Here is a 17496-nt window from a genome sequence, read left to right as displayed (position 1 = left end):
GTCCGACGGCCGCCCCGGAGGGACTGCGCGTCCCGCTAGGTAGCTTTACGAGCCCTTGGTCAGGAACCCGGTGAGCTCGGTTTTCGACAGCGACTTGCTCTTGTCGGTGTCGGCGCTGGCAAAGGCCTGGTTGACCCAGGTCTTGGTCGCAGCGCTCTCCGCCTTGGTCGTCGGATCGCTCGCCGTCTTCAGCGCGACCATCCACGAACTGAACTCGGTCTCGTTGAGCGACCCGTTCGAGTCCTTGTCATAGGTCGGGAACTCGGTGCTCACCACCTGAGCGATCTGGGCGGCGCTGGTGGCCGGCTGGGACGCGGTCTGGACCGGCGCCGCGGCAGGTTCAGCAGGGGCCGGCGTAGCCTGGGCGGTCTGAGCGGGCGCCGCCGCCGGATCGACCGGGGTCTGTTGCGGCGTGGTCTGCGCGGTCTGGTCCGTCACCGGCGCAACCGGGCTCATCGCCTGGTCGACGGGCGAGGCCGTCTCGGGTGCCGTAGCATCGGGTGCGGCCGGAGTCGCCTCAGGCGCAGTCTGCACCGGTGCGGTCTGAGTAGTCGGCGCCGTCTGGGTATCGGCAGGCTTATCCTGTGCCAGAACAGGGACAGAAATCGTCATGGCGCTGGCAAGAAGAATATATTTCAACATGTGCTCTCTCCGTTGGTGTTACTTCAAGATACATAAGCCGGTCAATTTCCCGTTGACCAAGACTTGAAGATAAAACCCCTCAGCGACCGAGATAGTTCATTTTTTCTCGATTTGAAGCTTCGCCTCGTCCCTGCTAACGCGCGGCTCATCGCGAGTCCGTTCAGGATTCGCGACGAACAGAAACCGGAATTTCAGGAACCGTTGCCATGGTGCCACGCTACTCACGCCCCGACATGGTCGCCATCTGGACGCCCGAAGCCCGATTCCGCATCTGGTTCGAGATCGAAGCGCACGCGACGGACGCGCTCGCCGAATTGGGCGTAGTCCCCAAGGAAGCCGCGAAGGCGATCTGGGAGAAGGGCGCGTTCGAGGTAGACCGGATCGACGAGATCGAGCGTGAGACCAAGCATGACGTGATCGCCTTCCTGACCAACGTCGCCGAGCATGTCGGGCCCGAGGCGCGCTTCATGCATCAGGGCATGACCTCGTCCGACGTGCTCGACACCTGCCTCGCAGTGCAGCTGGCGCGCGCGAGCGACATATTGATCGCCGATATCGACGCGCTGCTGGTGGTGCTGAAGCGCCGCGCGATCGAGCACAAGATGACCCCGACGATCGGGCGCAGCCACGGCATCCATGCCGAGCCGGTGACGTTCGGCCTCAAGCTCGCCCAGGCTTATGCCGAGTTCGACCGCAACCGCGCGCGGCTCGTCGCGGCGCGCGCCGATATCGCGACCTGCGCGATTTCGGGCGCGGTCGGGACCTTCGCCAATATCGATCCGTTCGTGGAAAGCTATGTCGCCGAGAAGCTGGGGCTGAGCGTCGAGCCGGTCTCGACTCAGGTCATCCCGCGCGACCGGCATGCGATGTTCTTCGCGACCTTGGGCGTGATCGCCAGTTCGATCGAGCGGCTCGCGACCGAGATCCGCCATCTGCAGCGCACCGAAGTGCTGGAGGCGGAGGAATATTTCTCGCCAGGACAGAAGGGCTCGTCGGCGATGCCGCACAAGCGCAATCCGGTGCTGACCGAGAACCTCACCGGCCTGGCGCGCATGGTGCGCGGTTATGTGACGCCGGCGCTGGAGAATGTCGCGCTGTGGCACGAGCGCGACATCAGCCATTCGTCGGTCGAGCGCTATATCGGGCCCGACGCGACGATCACGCTCGACTTTGCACTGGCCCGGCTCACCGGCGTGATGGACAAGCTCCTCGTCTACCCGGCGCGGATGGAGAAGAACCTCAACAAGATGGGCGGGCTCGTCCATTCGCAGCGCGTGCTGCTGGCGCTGACTCAGGCGGGGGTGAGCCGCGAGGACGCCTATCGCCTGGTCCAGCGCAATGCGATGAAGGTGTGGGAATCGGATGGCGAGCTCTCGCTGCTCGAGCTGCTCAAGGCCGATCCCGAGGTGACCGCGGCGCTCTCGCCCGCGGAGATCGAGGACAAGTTCGACCTCGGCTATCATCTGAAGCATGTCGACACGATCTTCGCCCGGGTGTTCGGGACTGGTGGTTAAAGCCCGATTTTCACTGATCGGGCGGCGAAGCGTGTCGATTCGTCGATGAAGCGATTGCAAATGCTGCAACTGCGAAGGCGCGTAACAATATTGCGAGAGTCCGCAACAATCTCCACATAGGGCCTAGCCGGACTTTTCCGGCATCGGAGACCCTACCATGCGCTTCTTTGAAACCGTGGTCAGCACCATGCTGACGTTCACGGCTCTTGCGCTGGTGGTCGAGGTCGTAAGCCTCTGATCCATCGGCCCGCCCACCCCTTGTCTAAAGGGGTGGCTAGGCCGGCGGGATGGCCGACCAGCTCAATCCTTCCATGATATAGGTGGCGTAGTGGAAGTCGCGGATCACCGCGATCCGATCCCCGCGCCAATCGAGCAGCACGACAAAAATGGGTGGACCTGACTCGTCCCCACGCTTCCGGATCAGCAATGCCGGACGCCCCTCCGCGATGCCCACACTTGCCCGCCAGTCCGGCAGCGCAGCGTAGCGCGTGAAATAAATCGACACGTCGCGCGCACCGGACAGCGTCGTCCGATTGGCGAGATCCAGCTTCACATCCTCGGCCAGCAAGGCGCGCAGGGCATCCCAGTCATGGGCGTTGAAGCGGTCGGCATAGGCGCGAAGGCGCGCGCGCTCGGCAGGCGCGATGACCGCCGATATTTCCGCTTGTTGCGCAAGCGCGCGCAGCCTGACCCGCCCGCGATGAAGCGCTGCTTTGACCGCTGGGACCGTCATGCCGAGAATCGCCGCGGTTTCGGCGAGCGAGTGACCCAGCACATCGACGAGCGCCACGGCCGATCGCTGTGCCGGCACGAGATGGAGGAAGCTGCCCAGCCCGGCCTCCACCGCGATCCGCCGGTCGGCCTCTTCGGTCGACGCATCGTCCGAGACGGCAAGAGCATCGCGCGCCTCCTGCCGCCGCCTGCGGCGTAGCGCATCGAGCGCGGTATTGTGGACGATGCGGAAGATCCAGGCGTCGGGCTCGGCCACCTGCGCGCCGGCGCCGAGTGCTTCGGCTGCCTTGGCGAGCGCATCCTGGACGACGTCCTCGCCATCAAAGGCCGACCCCATCATACGCGCGGCATAACGGTGCAGCCGCGGCCGCATCTCACCCAGCCAGTCGTTCAACCGGTCCGTCACACGCACCTCCACTTTTCCTCTAGCCCAGGGACGCCGCGGGAGACGCAAAGGATTCGGGTGAGGATTCTTTTTCGACCGCCGAATCCTTTGCGGGGTCGGCACCGTCTCATCCTCCGACGCGATGCCGCGTCGATAAGGAACCCACATCATGCAGAGAGTGACGCTGGTACGCTATGCGACCAAAGCCGAGACGTCGGACGAGAATGAACGGCTGGCGCGCGCCGTGTTCGACGAGGTACGCGCCAACGCGCCCGATAAGGTGGGCTATGCCCTGTTCCGCGACGGGGACGAATTTATCCACCTGTTCGTCAATCTGGCCGACGAGAGCGCCGATGCGGTGACCGGACTGCCGTCTTTCCAGGCCTATCAGACCGATCTGGCGTCGCGCTGCGCCACGCCGGTCGTGCCGGTGCGGTTGGCGGTCGAACTGGTCGACAGTTTCGGGATTGGTTGATCGCACAGGCCCTCCCCTGACCCCTCCCGCAAGCGGGAGGGGTATTCATAGGGTCAGCCGAGCGCGCTCTTCACTTTCTTGAAGAAGCTCGTGGTCTGCGGGTTTTCCTCGCCGGTTTCGGTGGCGCGGAACTGTTCGAGGAGTTCGCGCTGCCTGGCCGACAGCTTGGTCGGTGTCTCGACCTCGACCCTGATCACCAGGTCGCCACGCCCGCGGCCCTGCAGCACGGGCATGCCCGCGCCGCGCTGGCGCAGCTCGCGGCCGCTCTGGGTGCCGGCCGGGATCTTGATCGTGTGGCGCTCGCCGTCCGGCCCGGGGATGCGGATCTCGCCGCCCAGCGAGGCGGTGGTGAAGCTGATCGGCGCGCGGGCGAACAGGGTCGTGCCCTCGCGCTCGAACAGCGCGTGCCGCTGCACGTGCAGGAAGATGTAGAGATCGCCCGGAGGCGCCCCGCGCGCGCCGGCCTCGCCCTCGCCGGTCAGGCGCACACGCGTGCCCTCGTCGACGCCAGGCGGGATATTGACGGTGAGCGTCTTGGTCTTTTCGACCCGGCCCTCGCCGCGACAGGCGCTGCACGGGTCGGAGATGACCTGGCCCGCGCCGTGACAGCTCGGGCAGGTCCGCTCGACCACGAAGAAACCCTGCTGGGCGCGCACCTTGCCGTGCCCGGCACAGGTGCCGCAGGCCTTGGCGCTGGTGCCGGGATTGGCGCCGGTGCCCTTGCACGAATCGCAGGACGCCGACACGTCGACGGTGATATCGGTCGACTTACCGCGGAACGCGTCCTCGAGCGTGATCTCCATGTCGTAGCGCAGATCGGCGCCGCGCCGCGCGCCGCGCGGGGCGCGCCCGCCACCGCCCATGAACTCGCCGAAGATATTTTCGAAGATGTCGCTGAACGCGCCGAAATCCTGCGCGCCCGCACCGGCGCCGCCACCGCCATTGCGGAACGCGGCATGGCCGAAACGATCATAGGCCGCGCGTTTCTGCGGGTCCTTGAGGCAATCATAAGCCTCGCTGATCGCCTTGAACCTGGACTCGCTGTCCTTGCACCCGTCATTCTTGTCGGGGTGATATTTCATGGCGAGCTTGCGATAGGATGCCTTCAGCGTGGCATCGTCCGCTGTGCGCTCGCATTCGAGCAATTCGTAGAAATCGACTTCGGTGGTCATCTTGGGCCCCCGCCCTCCCCGCTATCCCTGCTCATCGCAGGAATAACGGGGGGAACGCAACAAGTTACGCCTTGGTATCGTCGACTTCCGAGAATTCGGCGTCGACCACGTCCTCGGCAGGAGCTTCCTGCGCCGCATCGGCGGCAGGCGAAGCTTCGGACTGGGCCTGCTTCTCGTAGATCGCCTGGCCGAGCTTCATCGCAACCTGCTGCAGGGCATTGGCCTGCTCGCGCATCGCTTCGGGATCGCCGCCCTCGACCGCCGTCTTGGCCGTGGCCACCGCCGCCTCGATCTCGGCCTTGAGCGACGCGTCGACCTTGTCGCCATTGTCGGCGAGCTGGCGCTCGGTGGTGTGGATAAGGCTGTCGAGCGTGTTCTTAGCCTCGGCTGCCTCACGGCGCTTCTTGTCCTCCTCGGCGAACTGCTCGGCATCGCGGACCATCTGGTCGATGTCGCGATCCGACAGGCCACCCGAGGCCTGGATGCGGATCTGCTGCTCCTTGCCGGTGCCCTTGTCCTTGGCGGACACGTTGACGATGCCGTTGGCGTCGATGTCGAAGGTGACCTCGATCTGCGGCACGCCGCGCGGCGCCGGCGGGATACCGACCAGGTCGAACTGGCCGAGGATCTTGTTGTCGGCGGCCATCTCGCGCTCACCCTGGAAGACGCGGATCGTCACGGCCTGCTGATTGTCGTCAGCGGTCGAATAGGTCTGCGACTTCTTGGTCGGGATGGTGGTGTTGCGGTCGATCATGCGAGTGAACACGCCACCCAGCGTCTCGATGCCCAGCGACAGCGGAGTCACGTCGAGCAGCAGCACGTCCTTGACGTCGCCCTGCAGCACGCCGGCCTGGATCGCGGCGCCCATGGCGACAACCTCGTCCGGGTTGACGCCCGAATGCGGTTCCTTGCCGAAGAAATCCTTCACGACCTGGCGCACCTTGGGCATGCGGGTCATGCCGCCCACCAGGACGACCTCCGCAATATCGGCCGCCTTGAGGCCGGCATCGGCCAGCGCCTTGCGGCACGGCTCGAGCGTGCGCTGGATCAGATCCTCGACCAGCCGCTCCAGATCGGCGCGGGTGATCGTCTTCACCAGATGCTTCGGACCATTCTGGTCAGCAGTGATGAAGGGCAGGTTGACCTCGGTCGTCGCGGCGGACGACAGCTCGATTTTCGCCTTCTCGGCCGCTTCCTTCAGCCGCTGCAGCGCCAGCTTGTCCTTGGTCAGGTCAATGCCTTCGGCCTTTTTGAAGTCTTCGGCCAGGAAGCGCAGGATCTTGTCGTCGAAATCCTCGCCGCCGAGGAAGGTGTCGCCGTTCGTGGCCTTCACCTCGAACACGCCGTCGCCGATCTCGAGCACCGAGATGTCGAAGGTGCCGCCACCAAGGTCATACACCGCGATGGTCTTGCCGTCCTGCTTGTCGAGGCCATAGGCCAGCGCCGCTGCGGTCGGCTCGTTGATGATGCGCAGCACTTCGAGGCCGGCGATCTGGCCGGCGTCCTTGGTCGCCTGGCGCTGCGCGTCGTTGAAATACGCAGGAACGGTCACGACCGCCTGAGTCACCGTCTCGCCGAGATAGGCCTCGGCGGTTTCCTTCATCTTCTGCAACGTGAAGGCGGAGATCTGCGCCGGCGAATAATCCTTGCCGCCGGCCTTGACCCACGCGTCGCCATTCGGGCCCTTGACGATGTGGTACGGAACCAGCTCGGTGTCCTTCTTGGTCACCGGATCGTCGAAGCGGCGGCCGATCAGGCGCTTCACCGCGAAAATCGTATTCTCGGGATTGGTCACCGCCTGGCGCTTGGCCGGCTGACCGATCAGCCGCTCGCCATCCTTGGCGAACGCGACGATCGAGGGCGTGGTGCGCGCCCCTTCCGCATTCTCAATGACCTTGGGCTTGCCGCCTTCCATCACGGAAACGCAGCTGTTGGTCGTGCCCAGATCGATACCGATTACTTTAGCCATGGTCCTCTTCGGCCCCCGTCTTCAAAAAAAATTGCCTCTCGACCGCGCCCCCTGACTGGGCGACGCGGCACTTACTGCTGGCGATATAGGGGGGCTTTCGCTTGCCGCAAGATTTTCGACTCCCTAGAGGCCGGACAACATTCCCGAAGCGGGAGAATATGATGCGTATCCCTGCCCTCCTTGGTGTCCTGCTGGCGCTTGCCGGCTGCGAGAGTCCCAACGAAATCCATGTTACCAAGGCCTGGGTGAGGCTCGCCGCGGTGCCGCGCGGTCCGGCGGCGGCGTATTTCACGCTGCACGGCGGCCCGGCCGACGCGACTCTGGTCAGCGTGACCAGCGACGTCTCGATCCGCGCCGAGATGCATGAATCGATGCAGACCGGGTCGATGGCCTCGATGAAGCCGATCCAGCAGGTCGCGCTGCCCGCGGGCGGCGAGGTCGCCTTCGCGCCGGGCGGCAAGCATGTGATGCTGTTCGATCTGAACCCCGGTATCAGGCCGGGCGCGCCGGTGCCCTTGCTGTTCACCTTCGCCGACGGCCAGCGCGTCACCTACAAGGCCACCGCGGTCGGTGCCGGCGAGGCTTCGCCGGGGAGTTGAGCGCCGACCGCTCCGGCCGCCCGCTGACCGCGGGCGAGATCGCGCTGGCGCGAAGCGTGTTCGGCGACGCGATCGATTATGCCCAAGTGCGAATCACCCGGCGCAAATGGGCGTTCTTCCAGCCGCGCGAAACGGTGATGGCCCCGACCGGATCGATCCATTTCCACCCCGGGGGCAGCCGCTACCGCGACGATTTCGCCGCCGGGTCGCTCGACGACCAGGGGCTGTTCATCCATGAGATGACTCATGTCTGGCAACACCAGAAGGGCATCAGCCTGCCGATCAGGCGACACCCCTTTTGCCGGTACGACTATGCGATCCGGCCCGGCCTGCCGCTGCGCCGTTACGGCATCGAGCAACAGGCGGAAATCGTTCGCCACGCCTTCCTGTTGCGCCGGGGAGCGCGGGTGATCGGCGCCCCGGCACTGGCGCGGTACGAGGAGATATTGCCGTTCGGCACCGCGCTGGAGCGGGCCTGACCTATTTTTTCCCGGGCGCAGCGGGGCGAAGCGCCCGGATGCCGAGTTCGATCGCGCCGAGCGGCCCGGCATGGTTGCCGAGCGCGGCGGGCACGACATAAGCCTCGATCGGGTCGAGACCGGGGGCCGCGACATAGCCGCCCAGGCTCGCGACCAGTTTCTCGCGGATGCGCGGGAAAAGATGGGGCGTGCCGACCATCACGCCGCCCCCCATCACGATCCGGCGCGGGATGCCGGTGAGCACGAGCGTGTGCGCGAGCTGGGCCAGCGCATGGGCGACGCCGTCCCATACCGGATCGTCCGCGGCGAGCTGCTCCGCGGCCTTCCCTGCCCGCGCCCGGATCGCCGGTCCCGATGCGAGACCCTCGAGACAGTCGCCGTGAAAGGGACAGATGCCGGGCCAGCCATCACCGGACAACCGTACCGGACGGATATGGCCGAGCTCGGGATGAAACAGGCCGTTCGTGGTTTCGCCGCCCATCACCAGCCCGATGCCGATCCCGGTGCCGACGGTGACATAGGCATGGTCGGCGACGTCCCGCGCGGCACCCCAGCGCCCCTCGGCCAGTGCCGCCCCGGCTACGTCGCTGTTGAAACCCAGCGGTACGTCCGCGTGGCGCGCGAGGCGCCGGCCGACATCAGTGTTCGACCAGCCGGCCTTGGTCGTCGCGGTGATGAAGCCGTAGTTCGCCGCCAACGGATCGATCGAGACCGGGCCGAAGCTGGCGATGCCCAGTGCCCGATAGCCCGACCAGCGGCCAAGCACTGCCTCGACCGCCGCGAGCGTTTCGTCCGGCGTGGTCGTGGAGATGCGGACCTCGTCGCGGATATCGTCCGGGCCGGAGCCGAGCACGCAGATACATTTGGTGCCGCCAAGTTCGATGCCGGCGATCAGGGGACTGGTCATGCCGATGCTATCCGCTGAGCGCCCGAATACTGTCAATCGTACGTCAATGCGCTGACCGGCACATTCTTGCGACAAATGGAGTCTAGGGCTCCGACAGTGATTCGAGTTGGAGTGACCATGCGGCGTATCGGCATCCTGTTCCTGTTGGCCTCGGCCAGTGTCCCGGCCCTGGCGACAGCGCAGGAGACGACGAACCCGACGCCTGCCGCCCCGGCGGCGGCGCAGAGCGACGACCAGGGCGACCCCGACGAGCCCGACATCATCGTGCGGGGGCAGCGCAACCTGCCCGGCGCGGTGATCGGCGACATCCAGCCCGAGGAACAGCTCAGCCCGGCCGACATCCGATCCTATGGGGTGAGCTCGCTTTCCGACCTGCTCAACGAGCTGACCCCACAGACGACTAGCGGACGCGGCAGCGGCGGGGCGCCCGTGGTGTTACTGAACGGCAAGCGGATCTCCGGCTTCTCCGAGATCCGCGACATCCCGACCGAGGCGATCGCGCGCGTCGACATCCTGCCCGAGGAAGTCGCACTCAAATATGGCTATCGCGCCGACCAGAAGGTGGTGAACATCGTGCTGCGCCGCCGCTTTCGCGCGACCACGGTGGAACTGGCCGACCGGGTGCCGACGGCGGGCGGTCGCAACGATGCGCAAGGCGAGCTCGACCTGCTCCACATCCGCGGCGACGGCCGCTTCAACATGCATCTCGAATATGAGGCGCAGTCGGGGCTGACCGAGAATGAGCGCGATATCATCGATCCTGACCCCTATCGTAGCCTGCTTGCCTCGAGCCGCGATTTCAGTGCGAACACCATTTATGCGCGGCCGATCGGCAAGGTCTCGGCGACGATCAACGGGCGGCTGGAATATACCGACAGCCTGCGCGCCAACGGCCTGCCCGATGGCGTGACCGACCCGACGCTCGACGGAGTCCTGCCGCTGCAACAGCGTAACTCCACGCTGACTGCGCATCTTGGCACCACGTGGAATGGCTCGATCAGTCCCAAATGGCGCTGGTCCGTCACCGGCAATTACGATCGCAGCGAGACCAAGACCTTCAGCGAGACGGGCGTCGACATTTCCGGCTCCGAGGTCGGCGCGCGCCCAGCCAACCGGGCTTATGGCGTCTCCAACGAGGCGGGCGTCGACGCGCTGCTCAACGGCCCGCTGTTCAAACTGCCGGCGGGCGATGTCTCGACCAGCATCAAGCTCGGCGCGGATACCAGCGGCTTCGATTCGCGATCGTATCGCGCAACCGGAAACCAGACCGGCTCCGTCTCGCGCGATACCGTCAACGGCCAGGTCAACATCGATATCCCGATCGCGAGCAAGACCAACGGCTTCCTGCCGTTCCTCGGCAGGCTTTCGGCCAATTTCAACCTGGCCGAGGACCATCTTTCCGACTTCGGCACGCTGCAGACGCTCGGTTATGGCGCGAACTGGATTCCGGTCGAGGCGGTGCGCTTCATCGTCTCGCACACCGACCAGGAACAGGCACCGAGCGCCCAGCAGCTCGGCAATCCAGTGATCACCACGCCGAACGTGCGCGTGTTCGACTATGTGCAGGGCACGACCGTCGACATCACCTCGCTGACCGGCGGCAACGCCAATCTGCTCGCCAGCAACAATCATGTGACCAAGATCGGCCTGACCCTGAAGCCGTGGTCGCAAACCGACCTGAGCCTCACCGCCAACTACGTGACCAGCCGCACCGACGATCCGATCGCGGCCTTCCCGAGCGCGACGGCCGCCATCGAGGCGGCGTTCCCGAGCCGCTTCACCCGCGACGCATCGGGTCAGCTCACCCGGATCGACATGCGGCCGATCAACTTCGCCGAGAGCAGCCGGTCACAGCTGCGCTGGGGCATCAACTTCTCCAAACCGATCAAATCGAAGGTGCAGAAGGAGCTCGAGGCATTCCGCGCGGGCACCGGGCCGAACCCGTTCGCCGGACTTCAGCCGCCAGGCGGATTCAGGCGACGGAATCAGGATGGTGCGAACACCACGCCCGACGGCAGCGCGCGCAACGGCGGCACGCCGGCGGGCGAGGCCCCGGCCGGGCAGCAGGGCGGCAACCCGCCCGGAGCACCCGGCGCTGGCCCCGGGGGCGGCGACGGCGGCCCACGCGCGGGCGGTTTCGGCGGGCGCGGCCCCGGCGGCGGCGGTTTTGGCGGGCGTGGCGGCGGATTCGCCGGCGGCGGCCAGGGCGGCGGGCGGCTGAACTTCGCGCTCTACCACACCTGGCATTTCAAGGAGGAAGTGCTGGTCCAGAATGGCGGGCCGCGGCTCGACCTGCTCAATGGCGATGCGACTGGCGGCAGCGGCGGCCAGTCGCGGCACGAGTTCGAGGCGCAGGCGGGCTACACCAACAACGGCATCGGTTTCCGCCTGTCGGGCAATTACCGCACCGGTACCGAGGTCAATGGCGGTACGGCGGCCGCGCCGGAACGACTGAACTTTTCGGGACTCGGCACGCTTGACCTGAGGCTGTTCGCCGATTTCGGCCAGCGGCTCGACCTGATCAAGAAGCATCCCTGGCTGCGCGGCACCCGCCTGACGATCGGGGTGACCAACATCTTCGACGGCAAGCAGCGCGTGACCGATGCCGCCGGGATCACGCCGGTCAGCTATCAGCCCGATTATCTCGATCCGCTGGGGCGGAGCGTGCGGGTCAGCATCCGGAAGCTGTTCTTCTGAGGGTTTGACGTGGCCGGGGGAGACTTCCCGGCCACGTCCCCTCCCTGTCTCAGAAATCCTGTCTCAGAAATTGACCCGGAAGGTCGCCCCTGCCGTGCGGGGCGTGCCGAGCTGGCCGGCATAGGCAAAGGGCGAAGTGCCGACGATCGCGGTGGTCGACAGGTTCTGGAAGTATTTCTTGTCGAACGCGTTGTTGACCCAGGCCGACACGTCGAACTGCCCATCGCGGAAGGACGTACCGACGCGGAAGTTGAACAGGGCATAGGGGTCGATCCGGCTATAGGGCCCGGCATCGGCGGTGCCGAACGTGCTGGAGCGATAGCTGAACTGGCCGATCGCATAGGGTCGCACGCCGTTCGCGAGCTGGACATGATAGTCGATCGACGCATTGGCGACCCATTCCGGCGCCTGGAACAGAGGCTTGCCGGTGAGATCGCACACGCCGGTGACTCCGACCGGGCACGGCGCATTGGCGTAGCTCTTGTACTTGGCGTCGTTGTACGAGCCATTGGCGTCGATCGTCAGATTGTTGGTCACCTTCAGCGACGCATCCACTTCGACGCCACGCGCCCGCACGTCGCCGACATTGGCGAGATAGGAGCGGTTGCCGTTGGTGGGCACGATGTTCGCCTGAAGCCCGGACAGATCGGTCGAGAAGGCGCTGAGGTTGAAGGTCAGGCGCCGGTCGAAGAACTGGGTCTTCAGGCCGATCTCCCAATTCTTCACGTCCTCGGGCTCCAGGACCAGCGGCGTTCCCGCCGAGACGGCGGCGTTGAGGTTCAGGCCCGACCCCTTGTAGCCGGTCGAATAGGACCCATAGACCAGCACATCGGGCGCGATCTTGTAGGCGATGCTGGCGAGGTACGAGACATTGTCGCCCGTCACCGACGTATTGTAGTGGAAGGGGATCGAGGTCGCCGGATTGGGGGTGCCCACGGTCGAGGTATCAGACCGGCCCCAACGCTTGTCGTGCGTGTAGCGGATGCCGGCGGTGAGCGTCAGCCGATCCGTGACCGAGTAGTTCGCCTGGCCGAACACCGCGACGCTGTCGACCGTGGTGCGGACGTCGTCGAGATATTGCGAGCCGGGGGCGATGTTGATCGCCGCCGCCGCCGGGTTCGCGAGCCGGGCATAGGTGGTGTAGAAATTGCTCGCGTCCGTGCCGAACTGGTTGAGGATGAAATGATCGCGCAGCACCTGGTGGAACAGGTAACCGCCGACCTGCCAGGTGAATCGCCCGGGTTGTGAGGCAAGGCGGATTTCCTGCGAGAACTGATCGTCCTTGGTCTGGGCGACATTGACCTGGATGACGTCGAGCGGCGTGCCGTCGCTGTCCTGCAGCGGCGCGAAGTGCCAATAGCGCCACGCGCTGATCGACGTCAGCGTGACCGGGCCGAGATCCCAATCGGCCTGCAGCGACACGCCCTTCTGGTCGGTCTTCATGTTCTGAAGCGAATTGTTCTGGGTGTAGTCGAGGCTCCGCTTCGGCACGTACCCGAGCGCGGCGAGCGCCTGGAGCGTGCGGCCGGTGGTCGCGCTGAGGCTTGCGGGCAGGACCAGCTTGGTCGCGCTGACGCAGCAGGTATCGTCCTCGATAGAATAATCGCCGATCAGCCGCAGGGTGAAGTTGCTGGCGGGCGTGGCGAGAAGCTGGACGCGCGCACCGCTGCGCCCGACGCTGTTCGCGTTCACCCCGGTCTTGATATTGTCGAGCACGCCGTCGCGGTGAGTGTTGAATCCCGTGACGCGGAAAGCGAGCAGTCCATCGATGATCGGGCCGGTCACGCTCACGCGCTCCTGGTTGTAATTATACGTGCCGCCGGAGATTTCCGCCGTGCCCTTGAACTCGAACTCAGGTCCGCGCGTGGTGATGTTGAGCACGCCGGCCGAATTGTTGCGCCCGAACAACGTCCCCTGCGGGCCGCGCAGCACCTCGACCCGGTCGACATCGATCAGGTCCGACAGCGCCATGCCGGGACGGCCGAGATAGACCCCGTCGATATAGACGCCGACCGAAGTATCGAGCCCGTCCGACGCGGAGGAAACGCCGATGCCGCGAATACCGATCGAGGAATTGCGCGGATTGGAATTATAGGCGGTCAGGCTGGGCGTCTGGAACTGGACGTCCGTCAGCGTATAGCCGCCCTTGCGCTCCAGCGTCTCGCCCGAGACCACCGACAGGGCGATCGGCACGTCCTGCGCGCGCTCCGAGGTGCGGCGCGCCGTGACCACCACATCGGCGCCCTCATCGGGGATGGTGGAGGGATCGGGCGCAGCCGCAGCGGCCACCGCTGCCCCTGCCTTCGCGACGGCATCCTCCCCCTCCGGCCCCGCGCCGTGCGCGAAGGCCGGCTGGGCGAGCCCCATGCCCGCGATGATCGATGACAGCAGAAGTGACTGGCGGAACGTGTTCATGATGGCCTCCCTTGCCCCGGTAAATCGTCGATCGACGGGTCGCGGCCGCCCCTCTCCGGACGGCTCTGAACGAGGCCGGCCATCTCTCGACGCCATGCTTCGCTGCATGCCGCGGGACGGCCCGATCCGCCCCAGATCGAAGGCGCAAGGCTGATTCTTAATTCCTACTGAGTCAATGGGAATTGATTCTTCTGTGGCTCGAAGTTTTTCTAAAGGCGCCCCGCTTCACCAGTCGCCCCGGCGATTTTCTGTCGATCATATCCATTATGTATCAGCATCTTATCCTGGTATTCTGCCCTAACAGACGGCGCGCGCGAACGCGCGAACCATCGAGCGGTTCCCCACTTTAATTCCCATCAATAAGATATGGATTCTACGACGAAGGAAAGATATCCTACGTTCGCCGATCGGCCGCCCGCAGGCAGTCTTCGGTTTCAACTCTTCGTTCGGGAACCCGCAGATGCCGACCATTGGAAATCTAGACGTCAGCCGTCAGGGCTTTGGAGCGATGGGGCTGTCGCATGTCTACGGGCAGGCCGACGACGCCAGTTCGATCAAGACGCTGCACCGCGCGATCGACCTTGGGGTCACTTTTTTCGACACCGCCACGGGCTATGGCCCGGGGCATAATGAAGAGTTGCTGGGCAAGGCGATCAGGGATCGGCGCGACGGCCTCGTCATCGCCAGCAAGTTCGTGCCCCGCCCGAATGGCGGCGGCGTCGCGGTGCCGGCGGTCAAGGCGCGCGACGCGGTCGAGGCGAGCCTGACCCGGCTGGGCCTCGACCATATCGACCTGTATTACTTGCACCGCGTCGACCCCGACATCCCCATCGAGGAATCGATCGGCGACCTCGCCCGGCTGGTCGATGAGGGCAAGATCGGCGGCGTCGGCGTGTCGGAGGCATCGGCCGACGGCGTGCGCCGCGCACATGCGACTCATTCCCTGACCGCCTTGCAGAGCGAATATTCGCTATGGACCCGCGACGTCGAGGTCGAGATCCTGCCGACCGTCCGCGAACTGGGGATCGGTTTCGTCGCCTATAGCCCGCTGGGGCGCGGCTTCCTGGCGGGCGCGGAGATCAGCGATCCCGACGATCGACGCCGGCACCATCCCCGATTCCAGCCCGACGCGGTCGCCGCGAACAGCCTGCGCCGCGCGACGATCGAGCAGGTCGCCAAGCGCGTCGGGGCGACGGTGGCGCAGGTGAGCCTGGCCTGGGTGCTGTCCAAGGACGTCGTGCCGATCCCCGGCACGCGGCACATCAACCATCTCGAGGCCAATTGGGCGGCCAATCATCTCGAGCTCGATCCCGAATCGCTCGTCGCGCTCGAAGCGGCGTTCCCCCGGGGCGCGACCACCGGCGCCCGCTACCCGGCCGAGGCGCTCCGACTTGTCCCGCCCGAGCCCGTTGCCGCCTGAACGAACAGCTGAAGGAGCCGCCATGAACGCCGTCACCGCACTTCGCCCCGAAACCAACCGCGACCGCTTCACCTATGACCATATCACCGTGGAGGCGGTGACGCCGACGATCGGCGCCGAGATTTCCGGCGTCGACCTGCGCGAGCCGATCACGCCCGAGATCGCCGCCGACATCCAGCGCGCGCTGCACGACTGGCGCGTCGTGTTCTTCCGCGAGCAGGACATCAGCAACGACCAGATGAAGGCGTTCGGCCGGGCGTTCGGCCCGCTGACGCCGGCACATCCGATCGCGGAAGGGCTGCTCGACCATCCGGAAATCTGGGAACGATCGGTCGCCGAATATCGCGCCCGGCACGAACGCAACACCACCCTGCCCCCCGGCCGCGAGCCGCCGCGCGATTACAAGGGATGGCATATCGACATCACCTTCGTCGCGAACCCGAACCGCTATTCGATCCTGCACGGCGTCGAAATCCCGCCTTATGGGGGCGACACGCTCTTCGCCAATCTGGTGGCCGCCTATGAAGGCCTGTCGGCGCCGATCCGTACGTTGATCGACGGATTGCAGGCAGTCCACCGCACCACGGATTATGATGGCGGCACCCGCGAGCCACGCCGTGATGGCCGCACCAAGGGCCCGTTCGTCGCGCTCCACCCACTGGTCCGGATTCATCCCGAGACGGGCGAGAAGCTGCTGTTCCTCAACCCGGGCACGATCAGCCATATCGTCGGATTGAAGGAGCCGGAGAGCAAGGCGCTGCTCGACCTGCTCTTCTATGAGGTCACCCGACCCGAATATCAGGTCCGGTTCCACTGGCGGCCCAAATCGCTCGTGGTGTGGGACAATCAGGCGACGGCCCATGCCGGGCCGATCGACTATGCCCATTTCGACCTGGCGCGCGCGGTGCGCCGCATCACCGTCGCGGGCGAACTGACCCGCGGGCCCGACGGCTTCGTCTCGCAGCAGCTCGAGGGCGCGCTGTTCAACGTGCTCGGCTGATGCCGGTCGCGGCCAGATCGAAGCCATGGGGCTTTATCGCTCTGGCCGCGTTCGTCGCGGTCACGATCGGCCTGCTGGTGCTGTTCGCACCCAACCGACAGGCCAAGGCGGCGGGTGGACTGGCGCTGTCGGCGCCCCTGCCCGACACCGTGCCGGACGGCACGCTGCTGACGGTCGGCGATCCCGTGACGGAATGGGTGGTCCACCATAATGGCTGGGACAAGGACCTGCCGTTCCGGATCAAATGGGTGCAGATCACCGGCGGGCCCGACGTGACCGAGGCGTTCCACGCCAAGGCGCTCGATGTCGGCCTGGGCGCGAACGTGCCGCCGATCCATGCGACCTGGGTCGGCCTGCCGGTCAAGATCATTGCCACCGCCTATCGACACGACCCGCTGAACCACCCCGCCTTCGTGCTGGGGATCGCGCCAAAGGCCAATATCCGCACGATCGCCGATCTGCGCGGCAAGAGGATCGCGATCAGCCCGAGCCAGGTGCAGGGGCAGATCGTCCTCCAGACCTTGAAGAGCGCGGGCATCGCCAAGAGCGAAGTCACTCTGGTCGAGCTGCCGTCCAATATCGGCGGCGACGTCTATACCAGTGCGCTGGCCAGCGACGCGGTCGACATGGCGCCGATCGGCGGCGGGATCGTCGCGGAGCGCTATCTGCGCAAATATGGCGATGACGGCGCCACTGTCCTGAAGCATCCCGATTTCCGCGACGATCCCGTCTTCGCCTATGTACCGGTCGAGGTCCTGGAACACCCGGCCAAGGCCGCCGCGCTCAAGCAGTTCGTTGTCTTGTGGGGCCGGGCATGGGCGTGGCGCCAGACTCATCCGGAGGAGCTGGCGCGCGGCTATTATGTCGGCGAGCAGGGGCTGAAGCTGGAGGATGCGCGGCTGATCGTCACTGCGGCGGGCAGGCCCGACATCCCGGCCGAATGGACCGACGCGATCCGGTATCAGCAGGCCTCGATCGACATCCTGGCGCCTGAGCTGGGCAATCCACGCTTCGAGGCCGGCACGCTGTTCGACCGCCGTTTCGAAAAGCTCGCCGCTGACGGCTTCTCCGCAGCCAGTTCCAAATGACC

General features: G+C 65.7%; 14 protein-coding genes. 8 read left to right on the top strand and 6 right to left on the bottom strand.

Annotated features, from left to right (window positions below):
• Nucleotides 1–45: 45 nt before the first annotated feature.
• Nucleotides 46–534: an EF-hand domain-containing protein gene (locus tag ACZ1I5_RS05450; protein ID WP_465172715.1), complete on the bottom strand. Its 489-nt coding sequence runs from the start codon at nt 532–534 to the stop codon at nt 46–48.
• 314 nt (nt 535–848) lie between these two features.
• On the opposite strand from ACZ1I5_RS05450, the gene purB reads away from it, so the two are divergent.
• Entirely contained in the window at nt 849–2156 is a 1308-nt protein-coding gene (purB, locus tag ACZ1I5_RS05445; RefSeq protein WP_465172714.1) for an adenylosuccinate lyase, read from the top strand.
• A 274-nt stretch (nt 2157–2430) separates the two neighbouring features.
• Here purB and ACZ1I5_RS05440 read toward each other — a convergent pair whose 3' ends face one another.
• Nucleotides 2431–3300 carry a sigma-70 family RNA polymerase sigma factor gene (locus tag ACZ1I5_RS05440; RefSeq protein ID WP_465172713.1) on the bottom strand — a complete coding sequence of 290 codons (870 nt, stop codon included), beginning with the start codon at nt 3298–3300 and terminating at the stop codon, nt 2431–2433.
• A 142-nt stretch (nt 3301–3442) separates the two neighbouring features.
• Here ACZ1I5_RS05440 and ACZ1I5_RS05435 point away from each other — a divergent pair, with 142 nt between their 5' ends.
• On the top strand, nt 3443–3748 hold the full coding sequence (locus tag ACZ1I5_RS05435; protein WP_465172712.1) for a hypothetical protein: 306 nt from the start codon (nt 3443–3445) through the stop codon (nt 3746–3748).
• A 53-nt stretch (nt 3749–3801) separates the two neighbouring features.
• Here the strand turns inward: ACZ1I5_RS05435 and dnaJ are convergent, their stop codons facing one another.
• Nucleotides 3802–4920 (bottom strand): molecular chaperone DnaJ, encoded by a 1119-nt coding sequence (dnaJ, locus tag ACZ1I5_RS05430; protein WP_465172711.1) that lies wholly within the window; start codon nt 4918–4920, stop codon nt 3802–3804.
• 64 nt (nt 4921–4984) lie between these two features.
• Nucleotides 4985–6889: a molecular chaperone DnaK gene (dnaK, locus tag ACZ1I5_RS05425; protein ID WP_465172710.1), complete on the bottom strand. Its 1905-nt coding sequence runs from the start codon at nt 6887–6889 to the stop codon at nt 4985–4987.
• Nucleotides 6890–7050: 161 nt separating this feature from the next.
• On the opposite strand from dnaK, the gene ACZ1I5_RS05420 reads away from it, so the two are divergent.
• Both ACZ1I5_RS05420 and ACZ1I5_RS05415 read left to right on the top strand, forming a co-directional pair.
• Nucleotides 7051–7488 (top strand): copper chaperone PCu(A)C, encoded by a 438-nt coding sequence (locus ACZ1I5_RS05420; protein ID WP_465172709.1) that lies wholly within the window; start codon nt 7051–7053, stop codon nt 7486–7488.
• Nucleotides 7485–7967 (top strand): vgr related protein, encoded by a 483-nt coding sequence (locus ACZ1I5_RS05415; protein ID WP_465172708.1) that lies wholly within the window; start codon nt 7485–7487, stop codon nt 7965–7967. Before ACZ1I5_RS05420 ends, ACZ1I5_RS05415 begins: the two co-directional genes overlap by 4 nt.
• A gap of 1 nt (nt 7968) precedes the next feature.
• On the opposite strand, the gene ACZ1I5_RS05410 is transcribed toward ACZ1I5_RS05415, so the two are convergent.
• Nucleotides 7969–8874 (bottom strand): ROK family protein, encoded by a 906-nt coding sequence (locus ACZ1I5_RS05410; protein ID WP_465172707.1) that lies wholly within the window; start codon nt 8872–8874, stop codon nt 7969–7971.
• 117 nt (nt 8875–8991) lie between these two features.
• Here ACZ1I5_RS05410 and ACZ1I5_RS05405 point away from each other — a divergent pair, with 117 nt between their 5' ends.
• Nucleotides 8992–11571, top strand: coding sequence for a TonB-dependent receptor (locus tag ACZ1I5_RS05405; protein WP_465172706.1), 2580 nt, complete (start codon nt 8992–8994; stop codon nt 11569–11571).
• 63 nt (nt 11572–11634) lie between these two features.
• Here the strand turns inward: ACZ1I5_RS05405 and ACZ1I5_RS05400 are convergent, their stop codons facing one another.
• A complete protein-coding gene (locus tag ACZ1I5_RS05400; RefSeq protein WP_465172705.1) occupies nt 11635–13986 on the bottom strand; it encodes a TonB-dependent receptor in 2352 nt (783 codons plus the stop codon).
• 460 nt (nt 13987–14446) lie between these two features.
• Here ACZ1I5_RS05400 and ACZ1I5_RS05395 point away from each other — a divergent pair, with 460 nt between their 5' ends.
• The 3 genes from ACZ1I5_RS05395 to ACZ1I5_RS05385 are packed head-to-tail and all read left to right on the top strand — an operon-like array spanning nt 14447 to nt 17494.
• Nucleotides 14447–15406 carry an aldo/keto reductase gene (locus ACZ1I5_RS05395; RefSeq protein ID WP_465172704.1) on the top strand — a complete coding sequence of 320 codons (960 nt, stop codon included), beginning with the start codon at nt 14447–14449 and terminating at the stop codon, nt 15404–15406.
• A 22-nt stretch (nt 15407–15428) separates the two neighbouring features.
• A complete protein-coding gene (locus ACZ1I5_RS05390; protein WP_465172703.1) occupies nt 15429–16406 on the top strand; it encodes a TauD/TfdA dioxygenase family protein in 978 nt (325 codons plus the stop codon).
• Nucleotides 16406–17494, top strand: a complete 1089-nt coding sequence (locus tag ACZ1I5_RS05385) for an ABC transporter substrate-binding protein (protein WP_465172702.1) — start codon at nt 16406–16408, stop codon at nt 17492–17494. Before ACZ1I5_RS05390 ends, ACZ1I5_RS05385 begins: the two co-directional genes overlap by 1 nt.
• The last annotated feature ends 2 nt before the right edge of the window (nt 17495–17496 follow it).

The sequence above is a fragment of the Sphingomonas sp. BL-S-30 genome, from assembly GCF_055521475.1.
The sequence above is the reverse complement of the archived record's forward strand: the minus strand, read 5'-3'. Positions and strand labels throughout refer to the sequence as shown.

Excerpts from the sequence above, each read along its gene's own strand:
- purB (WP_465172714.1), top strand. The coding sequence starts at position 849 with ATGGTGCCACGCTACTCACGCCCCGACATGGTCGCCATCTGGACGCCC.
- ACZ1I5_RS05435 (WP_465172712.1), top strand. The coding sequence starts at position 3,443 with ATGCAGAGAGTGACGCTGGTACGCTATGCGACCAAAGCCGAGACGTCG.
- dnaJ (WP_465172711.1), bottom strand. The coding sequence starts at position 4,920 with ATGACCACCGAAGTCGATTTCTACGAATTGCTCGAATGCGAGCGCACA.
- dnaK (WP_465172710.1), bottom strand. The coding sequence starts at position 6,889 with ATGGCTAAAGTAATCGGTATCGATCTGGGCACGACCAACAGCTGCGTT.
- ACZ1I5_RS05420 (WP_465172709.1), top strand. The coding sequence starts at position 7,051 with ATGCGTATCCCTGCCCTCCTTGGTGTCCTGCTGGCGCTTGCCGGCTGC.
- ACZ1I5_RS05410 (WP_465172707.1), bottom strand. The coding sequence starts at position 8,874 with ATGACCAGTCCCCTGATCGCCGGCATCGAACTTGGCGGCACCAAATGT.
- ACZ1I5_RS05405 (WP_465172706.1), top strand. The coding sequence starts at position 8,992 with ATGCGGCGTATCGGCATCCTGTTCCTGTTGGCCTCGGCCAGTGTCCCG.
- ACZ1I5_RS05400 (WP_465172705.1), bottom strand. The coding sequence starts at position 13,986 with ATGAACACGTTCCGCCAGTCACTTCTGCTGTCATCGATCATCGCGGGC.
- ACZ1I5_RS05395 (WP_465172704.1), top strand. The coding sequence starts at position 14,447 with ATGCCGACCATTGGAAATCTAGACGTCAGCCGTCAGGGCTTTGGAGCG.
- ACZ1I5_RS05390 (WP_465172703.1), top strand. The coding sequence starts at position 15,429 with ATGAACGCCGTCACCGCACTTCGCCCCGAAACCAACCGCGACCGCTTC.
- ACZ1I5_RS05385 (WP_465172702.1), top strand. The coding sequence starts at position 16,406 with ATGCCGGTCGCGGCCAGATCGAAGCCATGGGGCTTTATCGCTCTGGCC.